We start from the raw sequence: 20807 nt of genomic DNA, 5'->3' as shown, positions 1-20807 counted from the left end.
ATGGCCGATGCACAGGGTTCCGCTCCCGCCAGCCGGTTCGTGCACAACAAGCTGCGCGCCGAGGCGCTGCTGGCGAAGCTGAAGGCGGATGGGATCGGCCACCACGTCGCCGGCAAGCGCGTGGCGTCCGTCTCGGGCCGCACCTTCGAGACGACCTCGCCCATCGACAGGTCGGTGCTGGCCGAAGTCGCGCGCGGCGATGCCGCCGACATCGATGCGGCGGCCACGGCGGCCCACAAGGCGTTCAAGTCCTGGAAGGCGATGGACCCTGACAAGCGCCGCGCGATCCTCCACAAGGTCGCCGACGTGATCGAGGCACACCAGGAGGACATCGCCCTGCTGGAATGCGTCGACACCGGCCAGGCGCATCGCTTCATGGCCAAGGCCGCCGTCCGGGGCGCGGAGAATTTCCGCTTTTTCGCCGACCGCGCCACCGAGGCGCGCGACGGACTGAACCTGCCGACCAGGGACCACTGGAACGTGACGACCCGGGTGCCGATCGGCCCGGTCGGCGTCATCACGCCCTGGAACACGCCCTTCATGCTGTCGACCTGGAAGATCGCGCCCGCGCTCGCCGCCGGCTGCACCGTCGTTCACAAGCCGGCCGAATGGTCGCCGGTCACTGCCGACCTGCTGCCGCGCCTGCTGCTGGAGGCCGGCGTGCCGGAAGGCGTCCTCAACACGGTCCATGGCTTCGGCGAGGATTCCGGCAAGGCGCTGACCGAACACCGCGCCATCAAGGCCATCGGCTTCGTCGGCGAGAGCGCGACGGGTTCGGCGATCATGGCGCAGGGCGCGCCGACCCTGAAGCGCGTCCACTTCGAGCTCGGCGGCAAGAATCCGGTCATCGTCTTCGACGACGCCGACCTCGACCGCGCGCTCGATGCCGTGATCTTCATGATCTACTCGCTGAACGGCGAGCGCTGCACCTCGTCGAGCCGCCTCCTCGTGCAGGAGAGCATCGCGGCGGAGTTTTCGGCGCGCGTCGCGGAGCGGGTGAAGAAGCTCAAGGTGGGCCATCCGCTTGACCCCGCGACCGAGATCGGACCGCTGATCCACCAGCGGCACTACGACAAGGTCTGCTCCTATTTCGACATCGCCCGTCAGGACGGCGCGACGGTCGCCGCAGGCGGCCGTCCCTTCGACGGACCCGGCGGCGGCTTCTATGTCGAGCCGACGCTGGTGACCGGCGCAACCAACGCCATGCGCGTCGCGCAGGAGGAAGTCTTCGGCCCCTATCTGACGGTCATCCCGTTCAGGGACGAAGCGGAAGCCGTCGCCATCGCCAACGACGTCAACTACGGTCTCACCGGCTATGTCTGGACCGCCGACATGGGGCGCGCGCTGCGCGTCGCCGACGAACTCGACGCCGGCATGATCTGGCTGAATTCGGAGAATGTCCGCCACCTGCCGACGCCCTTCGGCGGCATGAAGGCCTCGGGCATCGGCCGCGACGGCGGCGACTATTCCTTCGATTTCTACATGGAAACCAAGAACATCTGCCTCGCCAAGGGCAGCCATGCGGTGCCGAAGCTCGGCGCCTGACAGCCAATCCCCCGACGAACAGCGAAGAACAGTTCCGAGGAAACAGCCATGCCCGTTCCGACCCACATTTTCGATCCGCCGTTCAACATCGTGCGGGCGAGCCACGTCGTGCTCGATGCCACCGATCTTGCCGCCAGCCGCACCTTCTACGAGGAGATCGTCGGCCTGCGCGTCACCGACGCCGATGAGACCGCGGTCTACCTGCGCGGCGTCGAGGAGCGCCAGCACCATTCGCTGGTGCTGCGCAAGGCGCCGGCCGCCTCCTGCCGGCGCATCGGCCTGCGCGTCGGCCACGAAGCCGACCTCGACAAGGCTGCCGCATTCTTCGAGGCACAAGGCCTGCCTCACGCCTTCGTCGAGGCGCCGTTCCAGGGCCGCACGCTGCAGGCAGCCGACCCGTTCGGCATGCCGCTCGAATTCGTCGCCGGCATGGAGAAGCGCCCGTCCAGCCTCCAGACCTATGCCCACTACCAGGGCGTCCGCGCCCAGAGGCTGGATCATTTCAACGTCTTCGCGCCGGAAGTGCAGAAGAGCCTCGATTTCTATGCCGCGCTCGGCTTCCGCCTCACCGAATATGCCGAGGAAGACGGACCGGACGGGCGCATCGCCGCCGGCTGGATGCACCGCAAGGGCAATGTCCACGACCTCGCCTTCACCAATGGCGCCGGCCCGCGCCTGCATCACTTCTGCTACTGGACGCCCACGGCCCTCGACATCATCCACCTCTGCGACGTGATGGCGACCTCCGGCTACCTGCCCAACATGGAACGCGGCCCCGGCCGGCACGGCATCTCGAACGCCTTCTTCCTCTACATCCGCGATCCCGACGGCCACCGTCTCGAACTCTACACCTCGGACTACCAGACCATGGATCCCGATCACGAGCCGCTGCGCTGGTCGCTGCGCGATCCGCGCCGGCAGACCCTGTGGGGCGCGCCCGCGCCGAGATCCTGGTTCGAGGAAGGTTCGGCCTTCGCGGGCCTGCCGACGCGCGACCCGGCCTTCGTCGCCAATGTGATCGTCGCGAGTTGAGAGCACCGCGCATGACCCACCGCCTCGCGACTTTTTCGATCAACGGCGAGGAGCGTTTCGGCCTCGTCACCGATGCCGGTATCGTGGACCTCTCCGCGCGCGCGGGCGATGTCTGGTCCCTGAAGGCGGCGGTGGCCGATGGCGCGCTCCAGCGCCTCGTCGAGAAGGGTCAGCGTCACGCGCCCGACCATGCGCTGGACGCCGTGACTTTCCTGCCGCCGGTTTCGGAACCGGAGAAGATCATCTGCGTCGGCGTGAACTACCCGGACCGCAACGCCGAGTACAAGGACGGGCAGGATGCCCCGCCCTACCCCAGCCTCTTCCCGCGCTTTGCCCGTTCGTTCACCGGCCACCGCCAACCTCTGGTGCGCCCGAAGGCCTCCAACAAGCTCGACTACGAAGGCGAGGTGACGCTCGTCATCGGCAAGGCCGGCCGGCACATTGCCGAGAAGGACGCGCTGGACCATGTCGCGGCCGTCACGTTGTGCAACGAGGGTACGATCCGCGACTGGGTGCGCCACGCCAAATTCAACGTCACCCAGGGTAAGAATTTCGACCGCTCCGGCGCGATGGGGCCATGGCTGGTGCCCTTTACGGACGAGGTCCAGATCGCCGATATCCGCCTGACGACGACGGTCAACGGCGAGACGCGGCAGGACGACCGCACGAGCCGGATGATCTTCTCGTTCCGCTATCTCATCGCCTACATCTCGACCTTCACCACGCTCGTGCCGGGCGACATCATCGTCACCGGCACGCCGACCGGCGCCGGCGCGCGCTTCGAGCCGCCGAAATTCCTGAAGCCCGGCGACGTGATCGAGGTTTCGGTGGAAGGCATCGGCACACTCACCAACACCGTCATCGACGAGGCCTGACCCATGCTCTCCGCGAAGGACATCAAGGCGGCGGCCGCAGCTCTCGACACCGCCGAGAAGACGCGCGTCCAGATCCGCCAGCTGACCCAGCAGCATCCCGGCATCACGGTCGAGGACGCCTACAAGATCCAGCGCGCCTGGATCGACAGCAAGCTGAAGGCCGGCCGACAGATCATCGGCCACAAGATCGGCCTGACCTCCAAGGCCATGCAGCAGGCGCTGAACATCGACACGCCGGATTCCGGCTACCTGCTCGACGACATGCTGTTCGCCGATGGCGGCGAGATCCCGACCGACCGCTTCATCGGCACGCGCATCGAGGTCGAGCTCGCCTTCGTCATGAAGACGCGGCTGGAAGGGCCGAACTGCACGCTGTTCGACGTGATGAACGCGACCGACTACGTCGTGCCGGCGCTGGAAATCCTCGACACGCGGATCGAGCGCGTCGATCCGAAGACAAAGGCGACGCGCAAGATCGCGGACACCATCGCCGACAATGCGGCCAATGCCGGCATCGTCGTTGGCGGCCGCCCGTTCAAGCCGGATGCCGCCGATCTGCGCTGGGTCTCGGCGATCCTCACCAAGAACGCCGCCGTCGAGGAGACCGGCGTCGCAGCCGGCGTGCTCAACCATCCGGCCAACGGCATGGCCTGGCTGGTGCGCAGCCTCCACCGCAACGGCCTCGCGCTGGAGCCCGGACAGGTGGTGCTATCGGGGTCGTTCGTGCGGCCGGTCGAGGCGCGCAAGGGCGACACGTTCCAGGCCGATTTCGGGCCGTTCGGAACGGTCGGCTGCCACTTCGCCTGAGCCGGACGCGGCGGATCACTCCGCCGCGACATCTCCTGTTCCGGCCTTGCGCCCGGCCATATGGCGGGCGGCGATGTAGCCGAAGGTCAGCGCCGGACCGAGTGTGATGCCGCCGCCCGGATAGTTGCCGCCCATGATGCTCGCCATGTCATTGCCGGCGGCATAGAGGCCGGGAATCGGCTTGCCCGCGGCATCGAGCACGCGCGCCTCGCCGTCCGACTTCAGCCCGGCAAAGGTGCCGAGATCGCCGACCACCACCTCGACGGCATAGAAGGGGCCGGTCGCAATCGGCGCGAGGCAGGGATTGGGCTGGAATTCGGGGTCGCCGTTGAAGCGGTTATAGGCCGTGGAGCCCTTGCCGAAGGTCTTGTCCTCGCCGGTCGCGACATCGCGGTTCCAGACCGCGACAGTCTCCGCCAGCGCCTTCGCGTCAATGCCGGCATTCCGCGCGAGCTCGTCGAGCGTCTTGCCGGTCTTGAGATAGCCCGAGCGGATCTGCGGGCCGACCGGCACCGGATAGGGCTTCACGAAGCCCAGCCCAAAGCGCCTGAGGAACGGCCGGTCGACGATCAGGAAGGCGCGCGCCGGCTTCTCCGGCTCTCCGGCCGCGAACAGGGCCTGACAGAAGTCATGATAGGAATTGGCCTCGTTGACGAAGCGGCGGCCGCTCGGCAGCACGGCGATGAGCCCCGGTTTCGCCCGGTCGATGAAGTGCGGAAAGACGCCGAAAGTGCCGTCGCGGCGCGGCACGCGCGACACCGGCACCCAGGCGGCGGCATTCGGATAGCCGGTCTCGACCGCTGCGCCCGCCTCCTCGCCGAGTCGGAGCCCATCGCCGGTATTGGCCGCGGGCGCGGGCGAGTGATGGCCGCTATTGTCCCGGTCATGCGGGAACATGGCGCGGCGACGCGCCATGTCCTGCGGAAAGCCACCGGCCGCCAGAACCACGCCGCATGCCGTGTTCACGGCCACGTCGCCGCCCTTTGCGCCAACCACCGCCCCGGTCACCACGCCGTCCCGCGTCGTCAGCCGCACAGCGGGGGCATCCGTCCAGACCTCGACGCCGAGGTCGAGCGCCGCGCGGAACAGGCGGGCCGCGAGGGCATTGCCATTGGTCAGCAGCATACCGCGGCCGTTGAAGGCGAGATCCTTGGCGTGGGAGGCAAGGCGCTTCGCCACATAGGTGGCCGATTCCAGCGAGCGGGTGGCGTTGAAGAAGTGCTTCAGTTCCGGCCCGGAGCCGATCATCAGGCCGACGAAGGTCAGTTCGGGCAAAGGCGGCCGCAGGCGCTTCAGCTCCGGACCGAGTTCCTCGCCGCGGAAATTCATCGCCTTGATCGAGCGTCCACCGTCGCGGCCGCCCGGCGCGGTCGGGTGATAGTCGGAGAAAGCGGAGGCCGGCTCGAACTTCACCGCCGTCCTCGTGTCGAAGAAGTCGATCGCTTCGGGACCGGCCTGCAGGAATGCCTCGACCGTCTCGGCGTTGAAATGGTTGCCGGCCTCGCCGCGCAGATAGGTGCGCACCGCATCGACGGTGTCTTCGATGCCGTCGCGCCGGGATACCGGGTTGTTCGGCACCCAGAGGAAGCCGCCGGACAAGGCGGTCGTGCCGCCGACATAAGGGGCCTTCTCCGCGACGATCACCTTCAGGCCGCGCGCGGCGGAAGCAACAGCCGCGGCAAGACCGCCCGCGCCCGAACCCACCACCAGCACGTCGCAGTCGACGGTTTTTGCGAGGGCAGTGGAAGCGGTCATGGCAGTCTCGATCGGTGATGAAAAACGGATGGTTGTATCGGCCGTCAGGCGGCGTCGTGCGCCACGCCGAGATAGGCGGCGCGGACCTTCGGATCGTTCAGGAGCTCGGCGCCCGTCCCGGTCAGCGTGATGCGGCCCGTCTCCAGCACATAGGCACGGTGGGCCGCCTTCAGCGCCATGGTCGCCATCTGCTCGACGAGCAGGATGGTGATCTGCCGCTCGCGCAGGCTGCGGATGATCTGGAAGATGTCGCGCACGATCAGCGGGGCGAGACCCAGCGAAGGCTCGTCGAGAAGCAGGAGTCGCGGCGAGGCCATCAGCGCCCGCGCCATGGCGAGCATCTGCTGCTCTCCGCCGGAAAGCGTCACGGCCGGCTGGTCGCGCCGCTCCCTGAGGCGCGGAAACAGACCGAACTGCTCGTCGATCGCGGCGGCGAGCGCCTTGTCGGAAAGCCCGCGTGCATAGGCGCCGAGCACGAGATTGTCGTGCACCGTCTGGTCGGGAAAGACCTGTCGGCCCTCCGGGCTCATGGCGATGCCACGCGCCACGCGCTGATGCGGCGGAAGCCTGGAAATGTCCTGTCCATCGAACAGGATCGAGCCTTCGCTCGGCGTCAGCAGTCCGGAGACACCCTTCAGGAGGGTGCTTTTGCCTGCTCCGTTGCCGCCGATGATGGCGACCACCTCGCCCGGCTCGACGCTGATCGAGGCGCGGTCGACGGCACGGATCGGGCCGTAGTCGAGGCTGACATCCCTCAGTTCAAGCAACGGCATGGTCCATCGCCTCTTCGTCGGTGCCGAGATAGGCGGCCATCACGCGCGGATCGGCCTGCACCTGCGCGGGCGACCCTTCCGCGATCTTCTCGCCGTAGTCGAGCACGATCACGTGGTCGGAAATGGCCATGACGAGATCCATGTGGTGCTCCACCAGCAGGATCGTCACGCCCCGGTCGCGGATGCGCTTCAGGAGCTCGCCGAGTTCGGCGGTTTCACGCGGGTTGAGGCCGGCAGCGGGCTCGTCGAGCAACAGCAGCCAGGGTTCGGTGGCAAGCGCGCGCGCAAGCTCCACGCGCCGCTGGAGGCCGTAGGCAAGACTGCCGGCGGGCGCGTCGGCATGAGCGTCGAGCCCGAGGAAAGCCAGCACCGCGCGGCCATGGGCGAGCGCCTTCGCCTCCTCCCGTCTCGCCTTGGGCAGGGCCAGCAGCGAGGAGAAGAAGCCGTTGCCCATGCGCCGATGCTGGCCCAGCAGCACATTGTCGAGCACGGACAGATCCTTGAACAGGCGCAGGTTCTGGAAGGTCCGCCCAAGGCCGCGCTCGCAAATGTCGTCGACGCCGCGGCCGATCATGGTCTCGCCGCGAAACGAGATCGCGCCGGCGTCCGGCGGAACGATACCCGACAGCATGTTGATCATCGTGGTCTTGCCGGCGCCGTTCGGCCCGATCAGCGCATGGATATGCCCGGTCTTCAGCGTGAACGACACGTCGCGGGCCGGCTTGACGCCGCCATAGGCCTTGCTGACGCCGGTGACGGTGAGAAGCGCGCTGTCCGGGGCGAGCGCGTCCCCACCCCGCCTCACGGTGAAGGGCGTCAGCCCCGACGGCGCCTGCGCCACGGGCGCGGCCGCCCCCTTCACCGTGAACCTGTTCCTCAGGTCGGACAGGACGCCCGCGAGGCCGCGCGGCATGACGTAGAGGGCGAAGAGCAGCAGCGCGCCATTGACGAAATGCTCGATCCAGCTCCAGCGCGCCAGCAGCGCCCCGAGGCAGACCAGCACGACGGAGCCGAGCAACGGGCCATAGAGCGAGCCCGCCCCGCCGAACAGCACCACCAGCATGATGAAGATCGACAGGTGAAAGGTGATGAAGTCGGAGTTGAAATACTGGTTCTGCTGGGCGATCAGCGCGCCGGCGAGACCGCAGGTTACCGCCGCCACGACGAACGCGAGCACCTTGTACCCATAGACCTGCACGCCCACGCTGCCGGCGGCGATCTCGTCGGCCTGCAGCGACAGGAAGGCGCGGCCGAAGCGGCCGGTCAGAAGGTTGCGCATGAGCAAATGCGTGACGACGCCGAGCGCGATCACGAACCACACCCAGTGCGTCATGGTGAAGGGCTGCGAGAAGCCGTAGAGCGGCTGGATTGCATAGATGCCCATGGCGCCGCCGAAGATGTCGGTGAACTCGCTGACCACCTTCTCGACCACCACGCCGAAGGCGAGCGTCACCATGGCGAGGCTCGGCCCCTTCACCTTCAGCGACGGCAGCGCGATGAGGATGCCGCAGAAGCCCGCGATCGCCATCGCCGCGACCAGCGACAGCCACGGATCGACACCGTAGCGGGTCGTGAGGATCGCGGCGGCGTAGGCGCCGGCCGCGACAAGGCCTGCCTGGCCCAGCGACTTCTGGCCGGCATAGCCGAGCAGCACGTTCATGCCCGCGGCGCACAGATAGTACACGCCCATGTTGAACAGGACGCGCAGGTAGAATTCGTTGGAGATGCCGGCCACGACGGCAGCGACGACCAATCCCGCCGCGAGGGTGAGGAGCACGTGTTTCATCGCCTCACACCTTGTCCACGGTGCGCGCGCCGAACAGGCCGTCCGGCCGCACGGCGAGCACGAGGATGATCAGCACGAAGACCGAGATCTCCCGCCATTCCGAATGCCAGAGGCCGACGAAGGACTCGATCACGCCGAGCATGAAGCCGCCGAAAATGCAGCCGCGCGGATTGTTCAGGCCACCGATGATCGCGCCCGCGAAAGCCTTCAGCGAGAAGCCGAGGCCCATGAACAGCGAGGCGGTGGAGATCGGCGCGACCATGACGCCGGCAAAGCCCGCGAGTACGCCGGACATGACGAAGGCGCCGACCATGACCAGCGTGACGTTGATGCCCATCAGGCTCGCGACCTGCGGGGAAAAGGCAACTGCCCGCATGGCCTTGCCGAGGAGCGAGCGGCGCATGATCTGGTCAAAGACCAGCATGATGACGATGGCCGAGACAAGGACGACCAGTTCCTGAGAGCGCACGCCCGCTCCGAAGATTCGGATGACGCCCTCGCCGAGCGGCGCCGGGACGTTGACCACGGCAGGTCCCCACACGACGAGACCGAGGCTCTGCAGGATGATGCCGAACCCGATCGTGCTCATCACCCAGGACATGCCGGGTTTGCCGGCGAACGGTCGCACGGCCAGCAGGAAGATGAAGATGCCGACGACGCCGACCACGACGCCTGCCGTCGCCACGGCGATCGGGAATTTCAGCCCAGCCGAAGCATCGGCCGGCACGGCGTTGAAGTCGAACGTGCCCGAGAGCAGCAGCAGCACCGACAGGCCGACGAAAGCTCCGAAGGAGACGAACTCGCCCTGCGAGAAATTCAGCGTCTTGGTGGTCGTGAAGGTGATGCTGAACGACAGCGCGATCAGGGCATAGATGCCGCCGACGGACAGCCCGCTGAGCAGCGCCTGCAGATAGGTCGCCGACACGTTGGTAACTCCGGGATCGTCACGGGAGAATCGCGCCCGGGCGTGGCCGGGCGCGATGGGGCTCACATGCGGAAGTCTTCCTGGCGGAGCGAGCGCACGACGTCGTCCCCGTAATTGACCAGGCGGCCGTCCTTCCAGTGCGTCCAGCGGAAGTCGGAGGCGAGCAGGCCCTCGCGCTCGGTGCGCGAGAACGGGCGCTCATAGGTCTTCATGATGCCGTCATGGCGGGCCTGCAGGCTCTCCAGCGCCTCGCGCACCTTCGGGCCGTCGACCGTGCCGGCCTGCCGCACGGCCGCGGCGTAGAGCATCATGCCGTCATAGGCATGGGCGGCGAACGGGAAGGACGAGGTGGAGGCGAGGCGCGACGATACCCGGTCGAAAAGCTGCTGCTGGCGCGCCGAACGCTCGTCCGTCACCGTGCGCAGGAAGATGGCGCGCTCGGCGAGCTGCGGGCCCGCCGCATCATAGAAGCTCTTGTTGTCCGCGGCCCACGAGGTCAGCAGCCGCGGGAAGTAGTTGATCTTCTCCATGCTGCGCAGCAGGTGGCCGAGCGGGGCGCCCTGCGCCCAGACGACGAGGGTGTCGACGCCGGCCGCCTTCAGCTTGTTGAGCTGCGAGGTCATGTCGGTATCGTTGACGGCGAAACGCTCGGTCGCCGCCGGCTGGATGCCGTGCATCGCGGCGATCTCCTGCATGTCGCGCAGGCCGCCCTGGCCGTAGCCGGTGGTCTCGAACATGAAGCCGACCACCTTGCTGGCGGGGTTGCGCTTCACATAGGCCATCAGCGCCGCCACCTGCGGGCGGTCGACCATCGAGACGCGGAACATGTAATTGTCGGCGCCGGCCGCCATCGGCTTGGTGATGTCGGTCGCCGAGCCGGAGAAGCCGATCACCGGGATGCGCTTCTGGTTCGGGATATGACGCCAGGCGAGCGCGTTGCCGGAATTGGTCGGCCCGATGATCATCGAGACGCGCTCGTTGTCGATCAGGTCGCTCATGTTCTGGATCGAGCGCGGCGGCTGCGACAGATCATCACGCACGACCAGCGACAGGCGCCGGCCGAGCAGGCCGCCGGCCGCGTTGAGATCGTCGATCGCGGCCTGCAGGCCGAGCACGCCGGCCTGACCGCTCTGCGCTGAGGGCGAGGCCGAGATGTCGCCGTTGAACCCGATCTTGATCTCCTGCGCGAAGGCCGTGCCGGCCGTCAGCGTCAGGACGGCGGCCGCAGCGGCCATCTTGAACATGTTTCGCTTGTGCATCGTCTTCTCCTCCCGGCCGGCATTCCGCCGGTCCATGACGCATCGCGCGTCGTTCTGAAGTGGTCGGCTTATGTGCCGATCCCTGGTGCGACATTCGGCGCGCGCATGCGCCCAATGCAATCCGGAGAGTCGAAACCGCCCCGGAAATCGCCAATCCTGCCGAAAGCTGGGGATTGCCGCCTGCGTTTTGTGGAACGCTACGGTCGGCGGCAGGTCAGCGCAAGGGGGTTGGAAAAAAAATTTAACAGGTTATTGAATTTGGCGTCACGCCTCGTCGAGACGGCCTTTTCCCAGGCGGACGCTGCGGCATCCAGCCCGGAAGAAGCCATTACCGGGGCCTGCACAGGCAAGGGAAATGACCATGATCAGCCGGATCGGCATCCTGAAGCGCAAGAGCTCCATGACCACCGCGGAGTTTCGCCACCACTGGCGAGAAATCCACGGCCCGCTGGCTGCCCGACTGCCGCGCCTCAGGGAATATTACCACCACTATGTGACCGACGCCTCGCAACTCGGCATCGATCATGCCCGCGGCGCCTGGGAGGTCGACGGCTTCTCCGAAATCGTCTTCGACAGCATCGAGGACATGAACGCCGCGCTGGCCTCGCAGCAGTTCCAGCCGACCATCGGCGATGTGAAAACCTATACCGACGACATCCGTCTGGTGGTTTGCGAAAAGCACGTCGTGGCGCCCTTCGACGCGGCGGCCGGGCCGGCCGTCAAGCGCATGTCGATCCTGACCCGTCGGCCCGATATCGACGAAGCCCGGTTCCGCGATGAATGGCGTGGCAAGCACGCCGCCGACGTGCCGCACCTGCCCGGACTGCGCGGCTACAGCCAGAATGTCGTACTGGATCGCTATGCCGCGATGGCGCGGAAGGCGAGCTACGAGGACGTGCCGGTCGATGGCGTCGTCGAACTGTGGTTTCCGGATGCCGAGGCGATCAAAACCGCGTTCGCCTCGCCTCAGGCCAATATCACGCAAACGCACGCGCTGTCGTTCATCGACAAGATCACGACCTTCCTGGTCGAGACGCACCGTATCGCTTGAGCGACCGGCGGGCGCTGCCCGCCGGATCGCGTCGCCCTGCCCATCAGCCGCGCGGCGATACCGGAACGACGACGCGCTCGTCGATCGAATAGCCGGCCATGGCGCCGAGGAATTCATGAGCGTCGGCAACGATCGCGGTCCATTGCTGCGATGCCAGCGCGGATGCCATCGCATCGGCGTTCTCGAACCAGATTTCCGCGAAACCATCGACCCGGCGCGCCGGGTCGGCGGGAGCTCCGGCAGCAGGCAGCACCTTGTTCTGCGTGTAACCGCAGACGCCGGGCAGGTTGCGGACCATCTCGGCATGCTGGCCGTGCCAGCGGCGGCCGAACTCCTCGTCGGACATGCCGTCCTTGCGGGTCAGGATGGTAATGCGCTTGATCATGGCGACGTTTCCTCATTGCATGGCGCGCAGGCACCGGCCGCGCTGTCGGCGGCCTTCTGCGATTGACACGCGCGCCGCAGTAATTAACATGATAATCAATGCCCCGGAAGAGGGCCCCGCGACCGCTGGCAGCCGATGCAATGCTGCCCTTCGCCGCCGAGGAACCGCCATGACCGCCGAGACGCCGCTCCTGTTCCAGCCCATCACGTTGCGCGACCTGACGCTGAAGAACCGCGTCGTGATCTCGCCGATGTGCCAGCACAACGCCGATTTCGGCATCCCCGGAGACTGGCACGTGGTTCATCTCGGCCGTTTCGCCATCGGCGGTGCGGGGCTGATCTTCGTCGAAAGCACGGCCGTCGATCCGCGCGCGCGCATCGGCGTGAAGGATGTCGGCCTGTGGGACGACGCGCGGATCGCCCCGTTCCGGCGCATCACCGATTTCGTCCACTCGGTCGGCGGCCGTATCGGCGTGCAGCTGGCCCATGCCGGTCGCAAGGCGGGTTCGGAAGCGCTCTGGGAGGGCGGCCGGGCGCTATCGATGGAGGCGCTCGCAGCCACCGGCGAGCCGTGGCGGCGCGTCGGGCCAAGCCCGCTGGCGCCAAGCGCGGAATGGTCCGTGCCTGAGGAAATGACCATCGAGGATATCGCGGCGACGGAGCGGATGTTCGTCGACGCCACGCTGCGCGCCGACGCTGCCGGGTTCGATGCGCTGGAACTGCATTTCGGCCACGGCTACCTCGTCGCCAGCTTCCTCTCCCCCGTCTCCAACAAGCGCACGGATGCCTATGGCGGGTCGCGCGACAACCGCATGCGCATGTGCATCCACTATGCCGCCGCCGTTCGCCGCGCCTGGCCGGCGGAAAAGCCGTTATTCGTGCGCATCTCGGCCGTGGACGGCTCTGCCGACGGTTGGAATCTCGACGATTCCGTGGTGCTCGCCGAGCGCCTGAAGGCGGTTGGCGTCGACGTCATCGACTGCTCCTCCGGCGGCCTTGCGGAGGAGACGCGCAACACCAACGTGCCGCGCGGCCTCGGCTTCCAGGTGCCTTTCTCTGAGCGCATCCGGCGAGAGGCCGGCATCCGCACGCAGGCCGTCGGCGTCATCCTCGACGGGCCCCAGGCGGAGGCAATTCTCGAGGAGGGCCGGGCCGATCTCATCGCCATCGGCCGGGAAGCACTGCTCGACCCCAACTGGGCGACGCACGCAGCGCAGGCGCTCGGCTGCGACCCCAATTTCCAGACCATCAACTTCCGCCACGGCCACTGGCTCGCCAAGCGCGAAAGCCTGATGCGCCAGATTCGCGAAGGCCGTCTCTGACGCGCCGCCAGACTTGCACAGGGATCACGCCATGCAGTTCCGCACTCTCGGCCGTTCCGGCCTCAGCGTCTCGGCCATCGGCCTCGGCTGCAACAATTTCGGTCTCCGGCTCGACCGGGAGGAATCGCGCGCCGTCATCCACGCCGCGCTCGACGCCGGCATCACCCTGTTCGATACGGCCGACGTCTATGGCAACCAGGGCGGCTCCGAGACGCTGATGGGCGAGATTTTCGGCGAACGGCGCAAGGACATCGTGCTCGCCACCAAATTCGGCATGCCCATGGGCGCGGGCGACCGGATGAAGGGCGCGAGCCGCGACTATATCGTCCGCGCCGCCGAGGCGAGCCTGAAGCGGCTGAAGACCGACTGGATCGACCTCTACCAGTTGCACAAGGCCGATCCCGCGACGCCCACCGACGAGACGCTGCGCGCGCTCGAAGACCTCCAGCGCAGCGGCAAGGTGCGCTATATCGGCTCGTCAAACATGACGCCCGCAGAGACGGTCGAGGCTCACTGGTCCGCGCGGACGCTCGGCATCGAGGGCTTCGTGTCGATCCAGGCCGAATATTCGCTGATGACCCGCGGCATCGAGGCGGAGCACCAGCGCTATCTCGAACGCTACGGTGTCGGCCTGTTGCCCTTCTTCCCGCTGGCCAATGGCTTCCTGAGCGGAAAATACAAGCGCGGCATGGACCTGCCGGCCGGCTCGCGGCTCGCAACCCCCAACGCACCGTGGCTGGAGCGGGAATCGAAGCGCCTGCTCAGCGATGACTATTTCGACCGGGTGGAGGCGCTGGAGATCTTTGCCAGGGAGCGCGGCCGCACGATCCTCGAACTCGCCTTCGGCTGGCTGCTGTCGCGCGGTTTCGTGTCCAGCGTCATCGCCGGCGCGTCACGGCCGGAGCAGGTGACGGCCAACGTTGCCGCTGCCGGCTGGAAGCTGACGGCGGAGGACCTCGCGGCGATCGACGCGATCCGCTGATCCGGCCAGTCAGACGAAGACGTGCTGCTCCGCGAACAGGCGGGGCGGCCCGCCGGCGATGAAGTGCCGGGTGTCCTGAGCGATCTCGTCGCGCCCGCGCGCCGAGTCGAAGAAGCCCTCGACCATGTCCTTCGTCGTCGGGAAGTGCAGCTCGGCGACGCCGCCGATGCCCGGCGAGCCCTCGGTCAGAATTTCCTCGACGTACCACTGCGTGTAGCGCGACACGCCGACATGGACCTTGATCGCCAGCGGCGCATGCAGGGTCCATGAACGCTCCCATGCCGAGCGCGGCAGGTCGCCGTGGAAATGGATGCCGCGCATGTAGGTCATGCCGTTTGACGGCCGACCGGGCGTGATGCGTCCCTTGTCGACCATCACCCGCTCGCTGACCCGATAGACGTGCCGCAGATCCGTCCGGGCCGCCATCTCGCCGGCCCAGCACGCGGCGACGGCCTCGTCCGGGCCCTCCAGCGTCAGAGCCGCGTCATAGCCCGGCCACGGCTGGGTATTGCTGCCGTTCAGCCGCATCGACGCCGGCAGGTCGAGGCCCTCCGGTCCGTCGGGCGATGCCGCGCAGACCGTCACGACGGCGCGCGTCAGGCCGGTGGCGGGATCAGCAAGACGCGACCCGAAATCCGATACGATCCAGCGGCGGAAATCAGCGCGGGCTGCTTCGCCCGGCGCGCGCAGGAAAGCGAGTACGGTCATCGGCGGCCCTCCGGAAGCTGCGGCAGACGGACACGTCGCGATCCACCCGGCCCGCATCCAAAAGCGTAACATGATAATTTAATGCCGCCACCAGCTCACTGGGACGCAGGCACGCACCAGCCGCTTGGCCAGATATATTTTAACTTGTTAATCTATCCGAGAAACGGATGGGCTTGCATCATGATCAAGCGGATCACCATCTTCGCGCGCCGGGACGGCCTGGACCGGCGCGCCTTCTCGGCGCACTGGAGCGGCCCGCATCGGGCTATCGCCGCAGGCATGCCGAACATCCTCGGCTATCGGCAAAACCATGCTCTCGACGCCTGGACGATCGCGGGCGAGGGACTTGTCATCGACGGCATGGCCGAGCTCTGGTTCGCCGACGACGTGGCCATGGCGGCGGCACTCGCCTCGCCCGCGGCCGCCGCCCTTCCCGCCGATGAACTCGACTTCATGCGCGCCATCACGCTCTGCCGGATCGCGGAAGGCCTGCGGCCGCCGGCCGGTCAATGCAAACTCATCCTTCTGGCTGGCTCCGGCTCTCGCGGCGCATCCACCGCGCAGCTGGCCGATTGGCTGGGTGCGTGTACCGATCTCGATCCCCGCCGCATCGGCATTGACCGCGTGCTGGCGACCGCGACGCGCGAGGCGCTGCCCGGCGCGGGCAAGCCCGACGTCATTGCCAGTCTCCTCTTCGACGACATGACCGACGCGCAGGACTGCGCCGCCCGCATCATCAAGGCGGCCCGCAGTGCCTCGCCGCCATTCGCCTCAGCCAGCCTGATGCTCGCTGACGTCCTGACCGTCGTGCCGCCACCCTGCTCATGATCGGAACCGCCATGCTGTCCCTGTCGCTGCCCCACATCTGCATGCTGCACCTGACGCCGCCCGAACTGGTCAGCGTCGCTGCAGAAGCCGGGTTCCAGAATGTTGGCGTCCGACTGCAGCCAGCCCTGCCGGGCGAGGAGCGGTTTCCGATGATCGGCGATACGCCGATGATGCGCGAAACGCTGTCGCGGCTTGCCGATACCGGCCTAGGCGTTCTCGACATCGAGGTGTTCCGCCTGCGGTCCGGCACGAGTTTCGCGCCGTTTCGTCCGGTGCTCGAAGCTGCCGCGCGGCTCGGCGCCGAGCATCTCCTGACAACAGGGGACATCGCCGACGAGACGGAAGCCATCGATCTGTTCGGCGCGGCCTGCGACGTGGCCGCCGAATTCGGCCTCGCCATCAACCTCGAATTCCTGCCCATGCTGTCGGTGAACAGCTTCGCCATGGCCGAGCGCATCGTTGCCGGCGCCGGCCGCGCGAACGGCGCGATCATGATCGACACGCTGCACGTTCATCGCGGCGGCGAGACAGTTGAGGCTTTGCGCGCGGCGGACCGCCGCTTCATCCGCTACCTTCAGGTCTGCGATGCCACCGCGCCGCCGCCCGACCATGAGACCATGTTCCACCAGGCCCGCTATGACCGGCGCATGCCGGGCGACGGCGTCATTCCCAATGCGGATTATCTTGCGGCTCTGCCTGAGGGCCTGCCCATTTCTGTCGAGGTGCCGAACAGCCGGCTGCTCGACGAGCTTGGCCCGCTCGCCTTCGCGAAACTGGCGCGGCGCACGACGCTCGACCTGCTGGACGGAATAACGGCACGGACGAAGGGCTAGGATTCGCCGGCGGGCTCGTCGTCCTTGTCTTCCATCGCCATGGCGCGCTCCAGTTCGATCAGCAGCGCCTGCAACTGGGCAAGCCGCTCCGGACCAAAGCGCGCGGTGATCTCCGCATAGATCGACTCGGACTGCGGCGACACCGTCTCGATCAGCTCCATGCCGCGCGGCCCGATGCGAACCAGGCCGACCCGCATGTCGTCGGCATCAAGCCGCCGCACGATCAGCCCGCGCGCGTCGAGGTCCTTCAGGATGCGCGAGAGGCTGGGCGCGAGCAGGTAGGTGGCGCGTGCCAGTTGCGAGACCTCGATCTCGCCGACCGCCGAGAGGGCGCGCAGCACCCGCCACTGTTGCTCGGTCAGGTCGTGGCTGCGCAACGACGTACGGAAATGGCGCATCACCGATTCCCGGGCCCGGAGCAGCATCATCGGCAGCGAGCTTGAGAAACTGCGCAGGCGGACGCGTGTATGCCCCGGCGACCGAGGTGCCGACGCACCTTCCGCCGCTTTGCCCTGTCCATCCGTCGGACGGTCTTCCACGCTATCGTTCCCCTGCTTCTGGCGTCCCCGCTCAGTGGCCGCGTGCCGCCGCCAGGATCATATCGGACGCCTTCTCGGCGATCATAATGGTCGGTGCGTTGGTATTGCCAGTGGTGACGCGTGGCATGACCGAGGCATCGACCACGCGCAAGGCCTCGATCCCGTGCACGCGAAGCTGCGGATCGACCACGCAGGTCTCGTCATGTCCCATCCGGCAGGTACCCACCGGATGCAGGTTGGAATAGGACTTGGCGCGCAGAAAGGTCTCGAAATCGGCGTCGGAGGCGACATCCAGCCCCGGCTGAATCTCCTCCGTGACATAGGGCTTCAGCGCCGGCTGCTGCGAGATCTTCCGTACCAGCCGCATGCCGGCGACCATCGCGTCGATGTCATGGCGCGTCCTGAGGAAGTTGAAGCGGATATCGGGCGCCGCTTTCGGGTCGGCGCTCGTCAGCCGAACCGTTCCGCGCGCATCAGGCTTGAGGTGCACCGGGCTCATCGTGAAGCCGGAGAAGGGATGCGGCACCATGCCCGCCGCCGTGCGCTCGGCCACCGACCAGATATTCATGTTGATTTGCAGATCGGGCCTGTCGAGGCGCGGATCGGTGCGCGCGAAGGCACCTGCATAGATGCCGTTGCCGGCGAGGATTCCCTTGCCCGCGAGGAGGTATTGCGCCCCCGCCCACAGCTTCTTCGGCCAGCTCATCGCGAGGTCGTTGAGCGTGATCGGCTTCGGGCAGCGAAACATGAACTGGATGTAGAAATGATCCTGCAGGTTGGCGCCGACCGCCGGACGGTCGAGGACCGGCGCGATCCCCATCTGCTTCAGATGGTCGGCTGGGCCGATGCCGGACAATTGCAGCAGCTGCGGCGAGCCGAACACGCCGCCGGAGATGATCACCTCGCCGGAAGCACGCGCCACATGCGTTCCCTTGGGCGTGGTGAATTCGATGCCGGTCGCGCGCGTCCCCTCGAGGATCAGCCGGGTCGCATGGGCGCCGGTGACGACGTGCAGGTTCGGCCGGCTGCGGACGGGGTGCAGATAGGCATTCGCCGTGCTCCAGCGCCGCGAACGATGCGTGGTCGTCTGGTAGTAGCCGATGCCTTCCTGCACCGCGCCGTTGAAGTCGTTGTTGGCGGGCAGGCCCGCCTCGACCCCGGCAGCGATGATGGCGTCGGAAATCTCGTCGCGCTTCGGGTGATCGGATACGTGCAGCGGCCCGCCGACGCCGTGATAGGTATCCTCGCCGCGCGCCTGATTCTCCGCCTTGCGGAAATAGGGCAGCACGTCGTCATAGGACCAGCCCTCGCAGCCGGCCTGCCGCCAGTCGTCATAGTCGCGCGAATTACCGCGGATATAGACCATGCCGTTGATCGACGACGTGCCGCCCAGCACCTTGCCGCGCGGCTGGTACATGGTGCGATTGCCGAGTTCAGGTTCCGGCGCGCTCTCGAACATCCAGTTGATCTTGGGGTTCGCGAACAGCATCGGGTAGCCCATCGGCACCCGCATCCAGAACAGATTGTCCTCGCCGCCCGCTTCGAGCAGCAGCACCCTGTGTCGCCCGCTCTCGGTCAGGCGGTTGGCGAGCACGCAGCCCGCCGATCCCGCGCCCGTAATGATGAAATCGTACGTCCCCTCGTCGATCGTCATGATCGCCCGCTTGTCCCGCGCGCCGCCGCCTCACTATTATTTGTCATGTTAATTATATGTCCGGTCCTGTCAAACACGGGACGCGTCGGACCGGTCCCGTTTCCGGTGCATCAGGCATGCGGTGCCTGCCCGGCGGGTGGGCGCTACCGCATGATGGTGCGACTCTGCTCGCGCATGAACTGCGGCAGATACCAGGCACCGAGGCCGCCCTTCGATCCGGTGCCGGACCCCTTCCAGCCGCAGAAGGTCTGGATACCCGGCCAGGCGCCGGTCGTCGCCCCGCTGGCGCGGTTGGCGTAGAGAACGCCCGCTTCCGCCGTATCGAGGAACAGGTCGAGCTCGGCTTCATCCTGCGTGTAGATGCCGGCGGTGAGGCCGTAGGGGACGGCATTGCCACGCCGGATGGCATCGTCCAGCGACGAGAACGTGCGGACAGTCAGGAACGGCAGGAACAGTTCGTCCCGATGCAGCGCATGGTCGTCCGGCAGCCCCGCGACGATGGTCGGCTCGACATAGTCGCCATGATCGTAGAGATCGCCGGACAGAACCCGGCCGCCGGTGATCGCGGAGCCCGCGGCCCTGGCTGCCGCGACCGCCATCTCGAAGCGGCCGCGCGCTGCGCGGTTGATCACCGGACCCATGAACACGTCCCGCCCGGCGGGATCGCCTATGCGGAAGGAGGCGGCCGTCGCCGCGAGGCGCTCAAGGAACTCATCGCGCATGGCTTCGTGGACGAAGACCACGGAGCCCGCCGAGCATTTCTGCCCTTGCAGCCCGAAGGCCGAGCGCGCCATGCCGGCGGCGGCAGTCGCGAGATCCGCCGACGCGGTCACATAGGTCGGGTTCTTGCCGCCCATCTCGGCGAGCACGGGCCTGGCGTGGCGACCGCCGACGCCGAAGCCGCGCATGATCGCCATGCCGACCGCATGCGAACCGGTGAAGGCGATACCGTCAATGCCGGCATGGCCGACCAGCGCCGCGCCGGTTTCCGCGCCGCCGCAGACGAGGTTGAAGACGCCGTCCGGCAGCCCGGCCGCCGTCACGCAGTCCATCAGCATGCGGCCGGTGAGGCCGGCCATCGGACTTGGCTTGAACACGACCGCATTCCCGGCGATCAGCGCGGAGATCGACATGCCGATGGACAGGGCGACGGGGAAATTGAACGGCGCGATGACGGCGAAAACACCGAAGGGGCGAAGGACGTCGCGCGTCTCCTCCTTCGGGTTGGCCCGCAGCAGCGGCTTCTCGTAGCCGCCATTCGCCTCCATCTCGCCGGCATAGAAACGGACGAGGTCGATCGCTTCCTCCACCTCGCCCAGTGCCTCCATGCGCGACTTGCCGACTTCCAGCAGGCATGCCGCCGCCATCTCGAACTTCATGGCCTCCATGGCATCGGCGACCTTGCGCGCGAGGGCGACGCGCCGCTCCCAGCCGAGACGCCGCCAGTCGTCCGCGGCGCGTCGCGCGGCACTCACGGCGGCATCGACGGCTGCCGGCGAGGCCGCGACGAAACGGCCGAGGCTGATGCGCCGGTCGATCGGACAGGGCGCGTCGAAGGCCTCGCCGTCCCGGCTGTCGGCACCGCCTATCCGGTTGGGCCGGTCGAGCCCGAGGAGCCGCGACCGCACGTCGGGGATCACGGTGTCGAGATGGGCGTGAACGCCCGAGAAGTCCTCGCCGATGTTGGAATAGGTCACGCGCGGCAGGGCGCCCGGAGCGATGCTTGTCATGGTCATGTCCTGAACGATC

Annotated in this window: 19 protein-coding genes; 9 read left to right on the top strand and 10 right to left on the bottom strand. The window is 67.2% G+C overall.

Features of this window, described 5'->3' with window-relative positions:
• From hpaE to hpaH, 4 genes are read left to right on the top strand one after another with little or no spacing between them, the layout of a single operon-like run.
• Nucleotides 1-1545 carry a 5-carboxymethyl-2-hydroxymuconate semialdehyde dehydrogenase gene (gene hpaE / locus JNK84_RS00955; RefSeq protein ID WP_293419391.1) on the top strand — a complete coding sequence of 515 codons (1545 nt, stop codon included), beginning with the start codon at nucleotides 1-3 and terminating at the stop codon, nucleotides 1543-1545.
• A 48-nt stretch (nucleotides 1546-1593) separates the two neighbouring features.
• The gene (gene hpaD, locus JNK84_RS00950) at nucleotides 1594-2577 is read left to right on the top strand and encodes a 3,4-dihydroxyphenylacetate 2,3-dioxygenase (RefSeq protein ID WP_293419388.1); all 984 of its coding nucleotides are present in this window, start codon (nucleotides 1594-1596) and stop codon (nucleotides 2575-2577) included.
• Nucleotides 2578-2588: 11 nt separating this feature from the next.
• On the top strand, nucleotides 2589-3452 hold the full coding sequence (locus JNK84_RS00945) for a fumarylacetoacetate hydrolase family protein (RefSeq protein WP_293419385.1): 864 nt from the start codon (nucleotides 2589-2591) through the stop codon (nucleotides 3450-3452).
• A gap of 3 nt (nucleotides 3453-3455) precedes the next feature.
• The gene (gene hpaH, locus JNK84_RS00940) at nucleotides 3456-4259 is read left to right on the top strand and encodes a 2-oxo-hept-4-ene-1,7-dioate hydratase (protein ID WP_293419382.1); all 804 of its coding nucleotides are present in this window, start codon (nucleotides 3456-3458) and stop codon (nucleotides 4257-4259) included.
• A gap of 15 nt (nucleotides 4260-4274) precedes the next feature.
• Here hpaH and JNK84_RS00935 read toward each other — a convergent pair whose 3' ends face one another.
• The 5 genes from JNK84_RS00935 to JNK84_RS00915 form a co-directional block, all read right to left on the bottom strand.
• Complete coding sequence (locus JNK84_RS00935; RefSeq protein ID WP_293419379.1) at nucleotides 4275-6014, bottom strand: FAD-dependent oxidoreductase; 1740 nt, start codon at nucleotides 6012-6014, stop codon at nucleotides 4275-4277.
• A 44-nt stretch (nucleotides 6015-6058) separates the two neighbouring features.
• Entirely contained in the window at nucleotides 6059-6787 is a 729-nt protein-coding gene (locus tag JNK84_RS00930; RefSeq protein ID WP_293419376.1) for an ABC transporter ATP-binding protein, read from the bottom strand.
• The gene (locus tag JNK84_RS00925) at nucleotides 6774-8573 is read right to left on the bottom strand and encodes a branched-chain amino acid ABC transporter ATP-binding protein/permease (RefSeq protein ID WP_293419373.1); all 1800 of its coding nucleotides are present in this window, start codon (nucleotides 8571-8573) and stop codon (nucleotides 6774-6776) included. The genes JNK84_RS00930 and JNK84_RS00925 overlap by 14 nt, the downstream gene beginning before the upstream one ends.
• Before the next feature lie 4 nt (nucleotides 8574-8577).
• Nucleotides 8578-9498, bottom strand: a complete 921-nt coding sequence (locus tag JNK84_RS00920) for a branched-chain amino acid ABC transporter permease (protein WP_293419370.1) — start codon at nucleotides 9496-9498, stop codon at nucleotides 8578-8580.
• Nucleotides 9499-9560: 62 nt separating this feature from the next.
• Nucleotides 9561-10757 carry an ABC transporter substrate-binding protein gene (locus JNK84_RS00915; RefSeq protein ID WP_293419368.1) on the bottom strand — a complete coding sequence of 399 codons (1197 nt, stop codon included), beginning with the start codon at nucleotides 10755-10757 and terminating at the stop codon, nucleotides 9561-9563.
• 361 nt (nucleotides 10758-11118) lie between these two features.
• Here JNK84_RS00915 and JNK84_RS00910 point away from each other — a divergent pair, with 361 nt between their 5' ends.
• Entirely contained in the window at nucleotides 11119-11808 is a 690-nt protein-coding gene (locus tag JNK84_RS00910; protein ID WP_293419365.1) for an EthD family reductase, read from the top strand.
• A gap of 43 nt (nucleotides 11809-11851) precedes the next feature.
• Here JNK84_RS00910 and JNK84_RS00905 read toward each other — a convergent pair whose 3' ends face one another.
• Nucleotides 11852-12193: an EthD domain-containing protein gene (locus tag JNK84_RS00905; RefSeq protein ID WP_293419362.1), complete on the bottom strand. Its 342-nt coding sequence runs from the start codon at nucleotides 12191-12193 to the stop codon at nucleotides 11852-11854.
• Between the two features lie 169 nt (nucleotides 12194-12362).
• On the opposite strand from JNK84_RS00905, the gene JNK84_RS00900 reads away from it, so the two are divergent.
• Both JNK84_RS00900 and JNK84_RS00895 read left to right on the top strand, forming a co-directional pair.
• Nucleotides 12363-13514: an NADH:flavin oxidoreductase/NADH oxidase gene (locus tag JNK84_RS00900; RefSeq protein WP_293419359.1), complete on the top strand. Its 1152-nt coding sequence runs from the start codon at nucleotides 12363-12365 to the stop codon at nucleotides 13512-13514.
• Between the two features lie 31 nt (nucleotides 13515-13545).
• A complete protein-coding gene (locus JNK84_RS00895; protein ID WP_293419356.1) occupies nucleotides 13546-14496 on the top strand; it encodes an aldo/keto reductase in 951 nt (316 codons plus the stop codon).
• A gap of 9 nt (nucleotides 14497-14505) precedes the next feature.
• On the opposite strand, the gene JNK84_RS00890 is transcribed toward JNK84_RS00895, so the two are convergent.
• Complete coding sequence (locus tag JNK84_RS00890) at nucleotides 14506-15204, bottom strand: hypothetical protein (protein WP_293419353.1); 699 nt, start codon at nucleotides 15202-15204, stop codon at nucleotides 14506-14508.
• Nucleotides 15205-15384: 180 nt separating this feature from the next.
• On the opposite strand from JNK84_RS00890, the gene JNK84_RS00885 reads away from it, so the two are divergent.
• Together JNK84_RS00885 and JNK84_RS00880 are read left to right on the top strand one after the other, a co-directional pair.
• Complete coding sequence (locus tag JNK84_RS00885; RefSeq protein WP_293419350.1) at nucleotides 15385-16032, top strand: EthD family reductase; 648 nt, start codon at nucleotides 15385-15387, stop codon at nucleotides 16030-16032.
• Nucleotides 16033-16043: 11 nt separating this feature from the next.
• Nucleotides 16044-16865 carry a sugar phosphate isomerase/epimerase family protein gene (locus JNK84_RS00880; protein ID WP_293419347.1) on the top strand — a complete coding sequence of 274 codons (822 nt, stop codon included), beginning with the start codon at nucleotides 16044-16046 and terminating at the stop codon, nucleotides 16863-16865.
• On the opposite strand, the gene hpaR is transcribed toward JNK84_RS00880, so the two are convergent.
• From hpaR to JNK84_RS00865, 3 genes are all read right to left on the bottom strand, one after another.
• Nucleotides 16862-17293, bottom strand: a complete 432-nt coding sequence (gene hpaR / locus JNK84_RS00875; RefSeq protein ID WP_293420337.1) for a homoprotocatechuate degradation operon regulator HpaR — start codon at nucleotides 17291-17293, stop codon at nucleotides 16862-16864. The two genes, JNK84_RS00880 and hpaR, sit on opposite strands and share 4 nt — an antisense overlap.
• Nucleotides 17294-17435: 142 nt before the next feature.
• Nucleotides 17436-19058, bottom strand: a complete 1623-nt coding sequence (locus JNK84_RS00870; protein ID WP_293419344.1) for a GMC family oxidoreductase — start codon at nucleotides 19056-19058, stop codon at nucleotides 17436-17438.
• Nucleotides 19059-19201: 143 nt separating this feature from the next.
• On the bottom strand, nucleotides 19202-20788 hold the full coding sequence (locus JNK84_RS00865; protein ID WP_293419340.1) for an aldehyde dehydrogenase family protein: 1587 nt from the start codon (nucleotides 20786-20788) through the stop codon (nucleotides 19202-19204).
• Nucleotides 20789-20807: the final 19 nt, after the last annotated feature.

The organism is Phreatobacter sp. (genome assembly GCF_016793595.1).
Taxonomy (GTDB): domain Bacteria; phylum Pseudomonadota; class Alphaproteobacteria; order Rhizobiales; family Phreatobacteraceae; genus Phreatobacter.
This window is presented reverse-complemented; position numbering and strand designations above follow the sequence as displayed.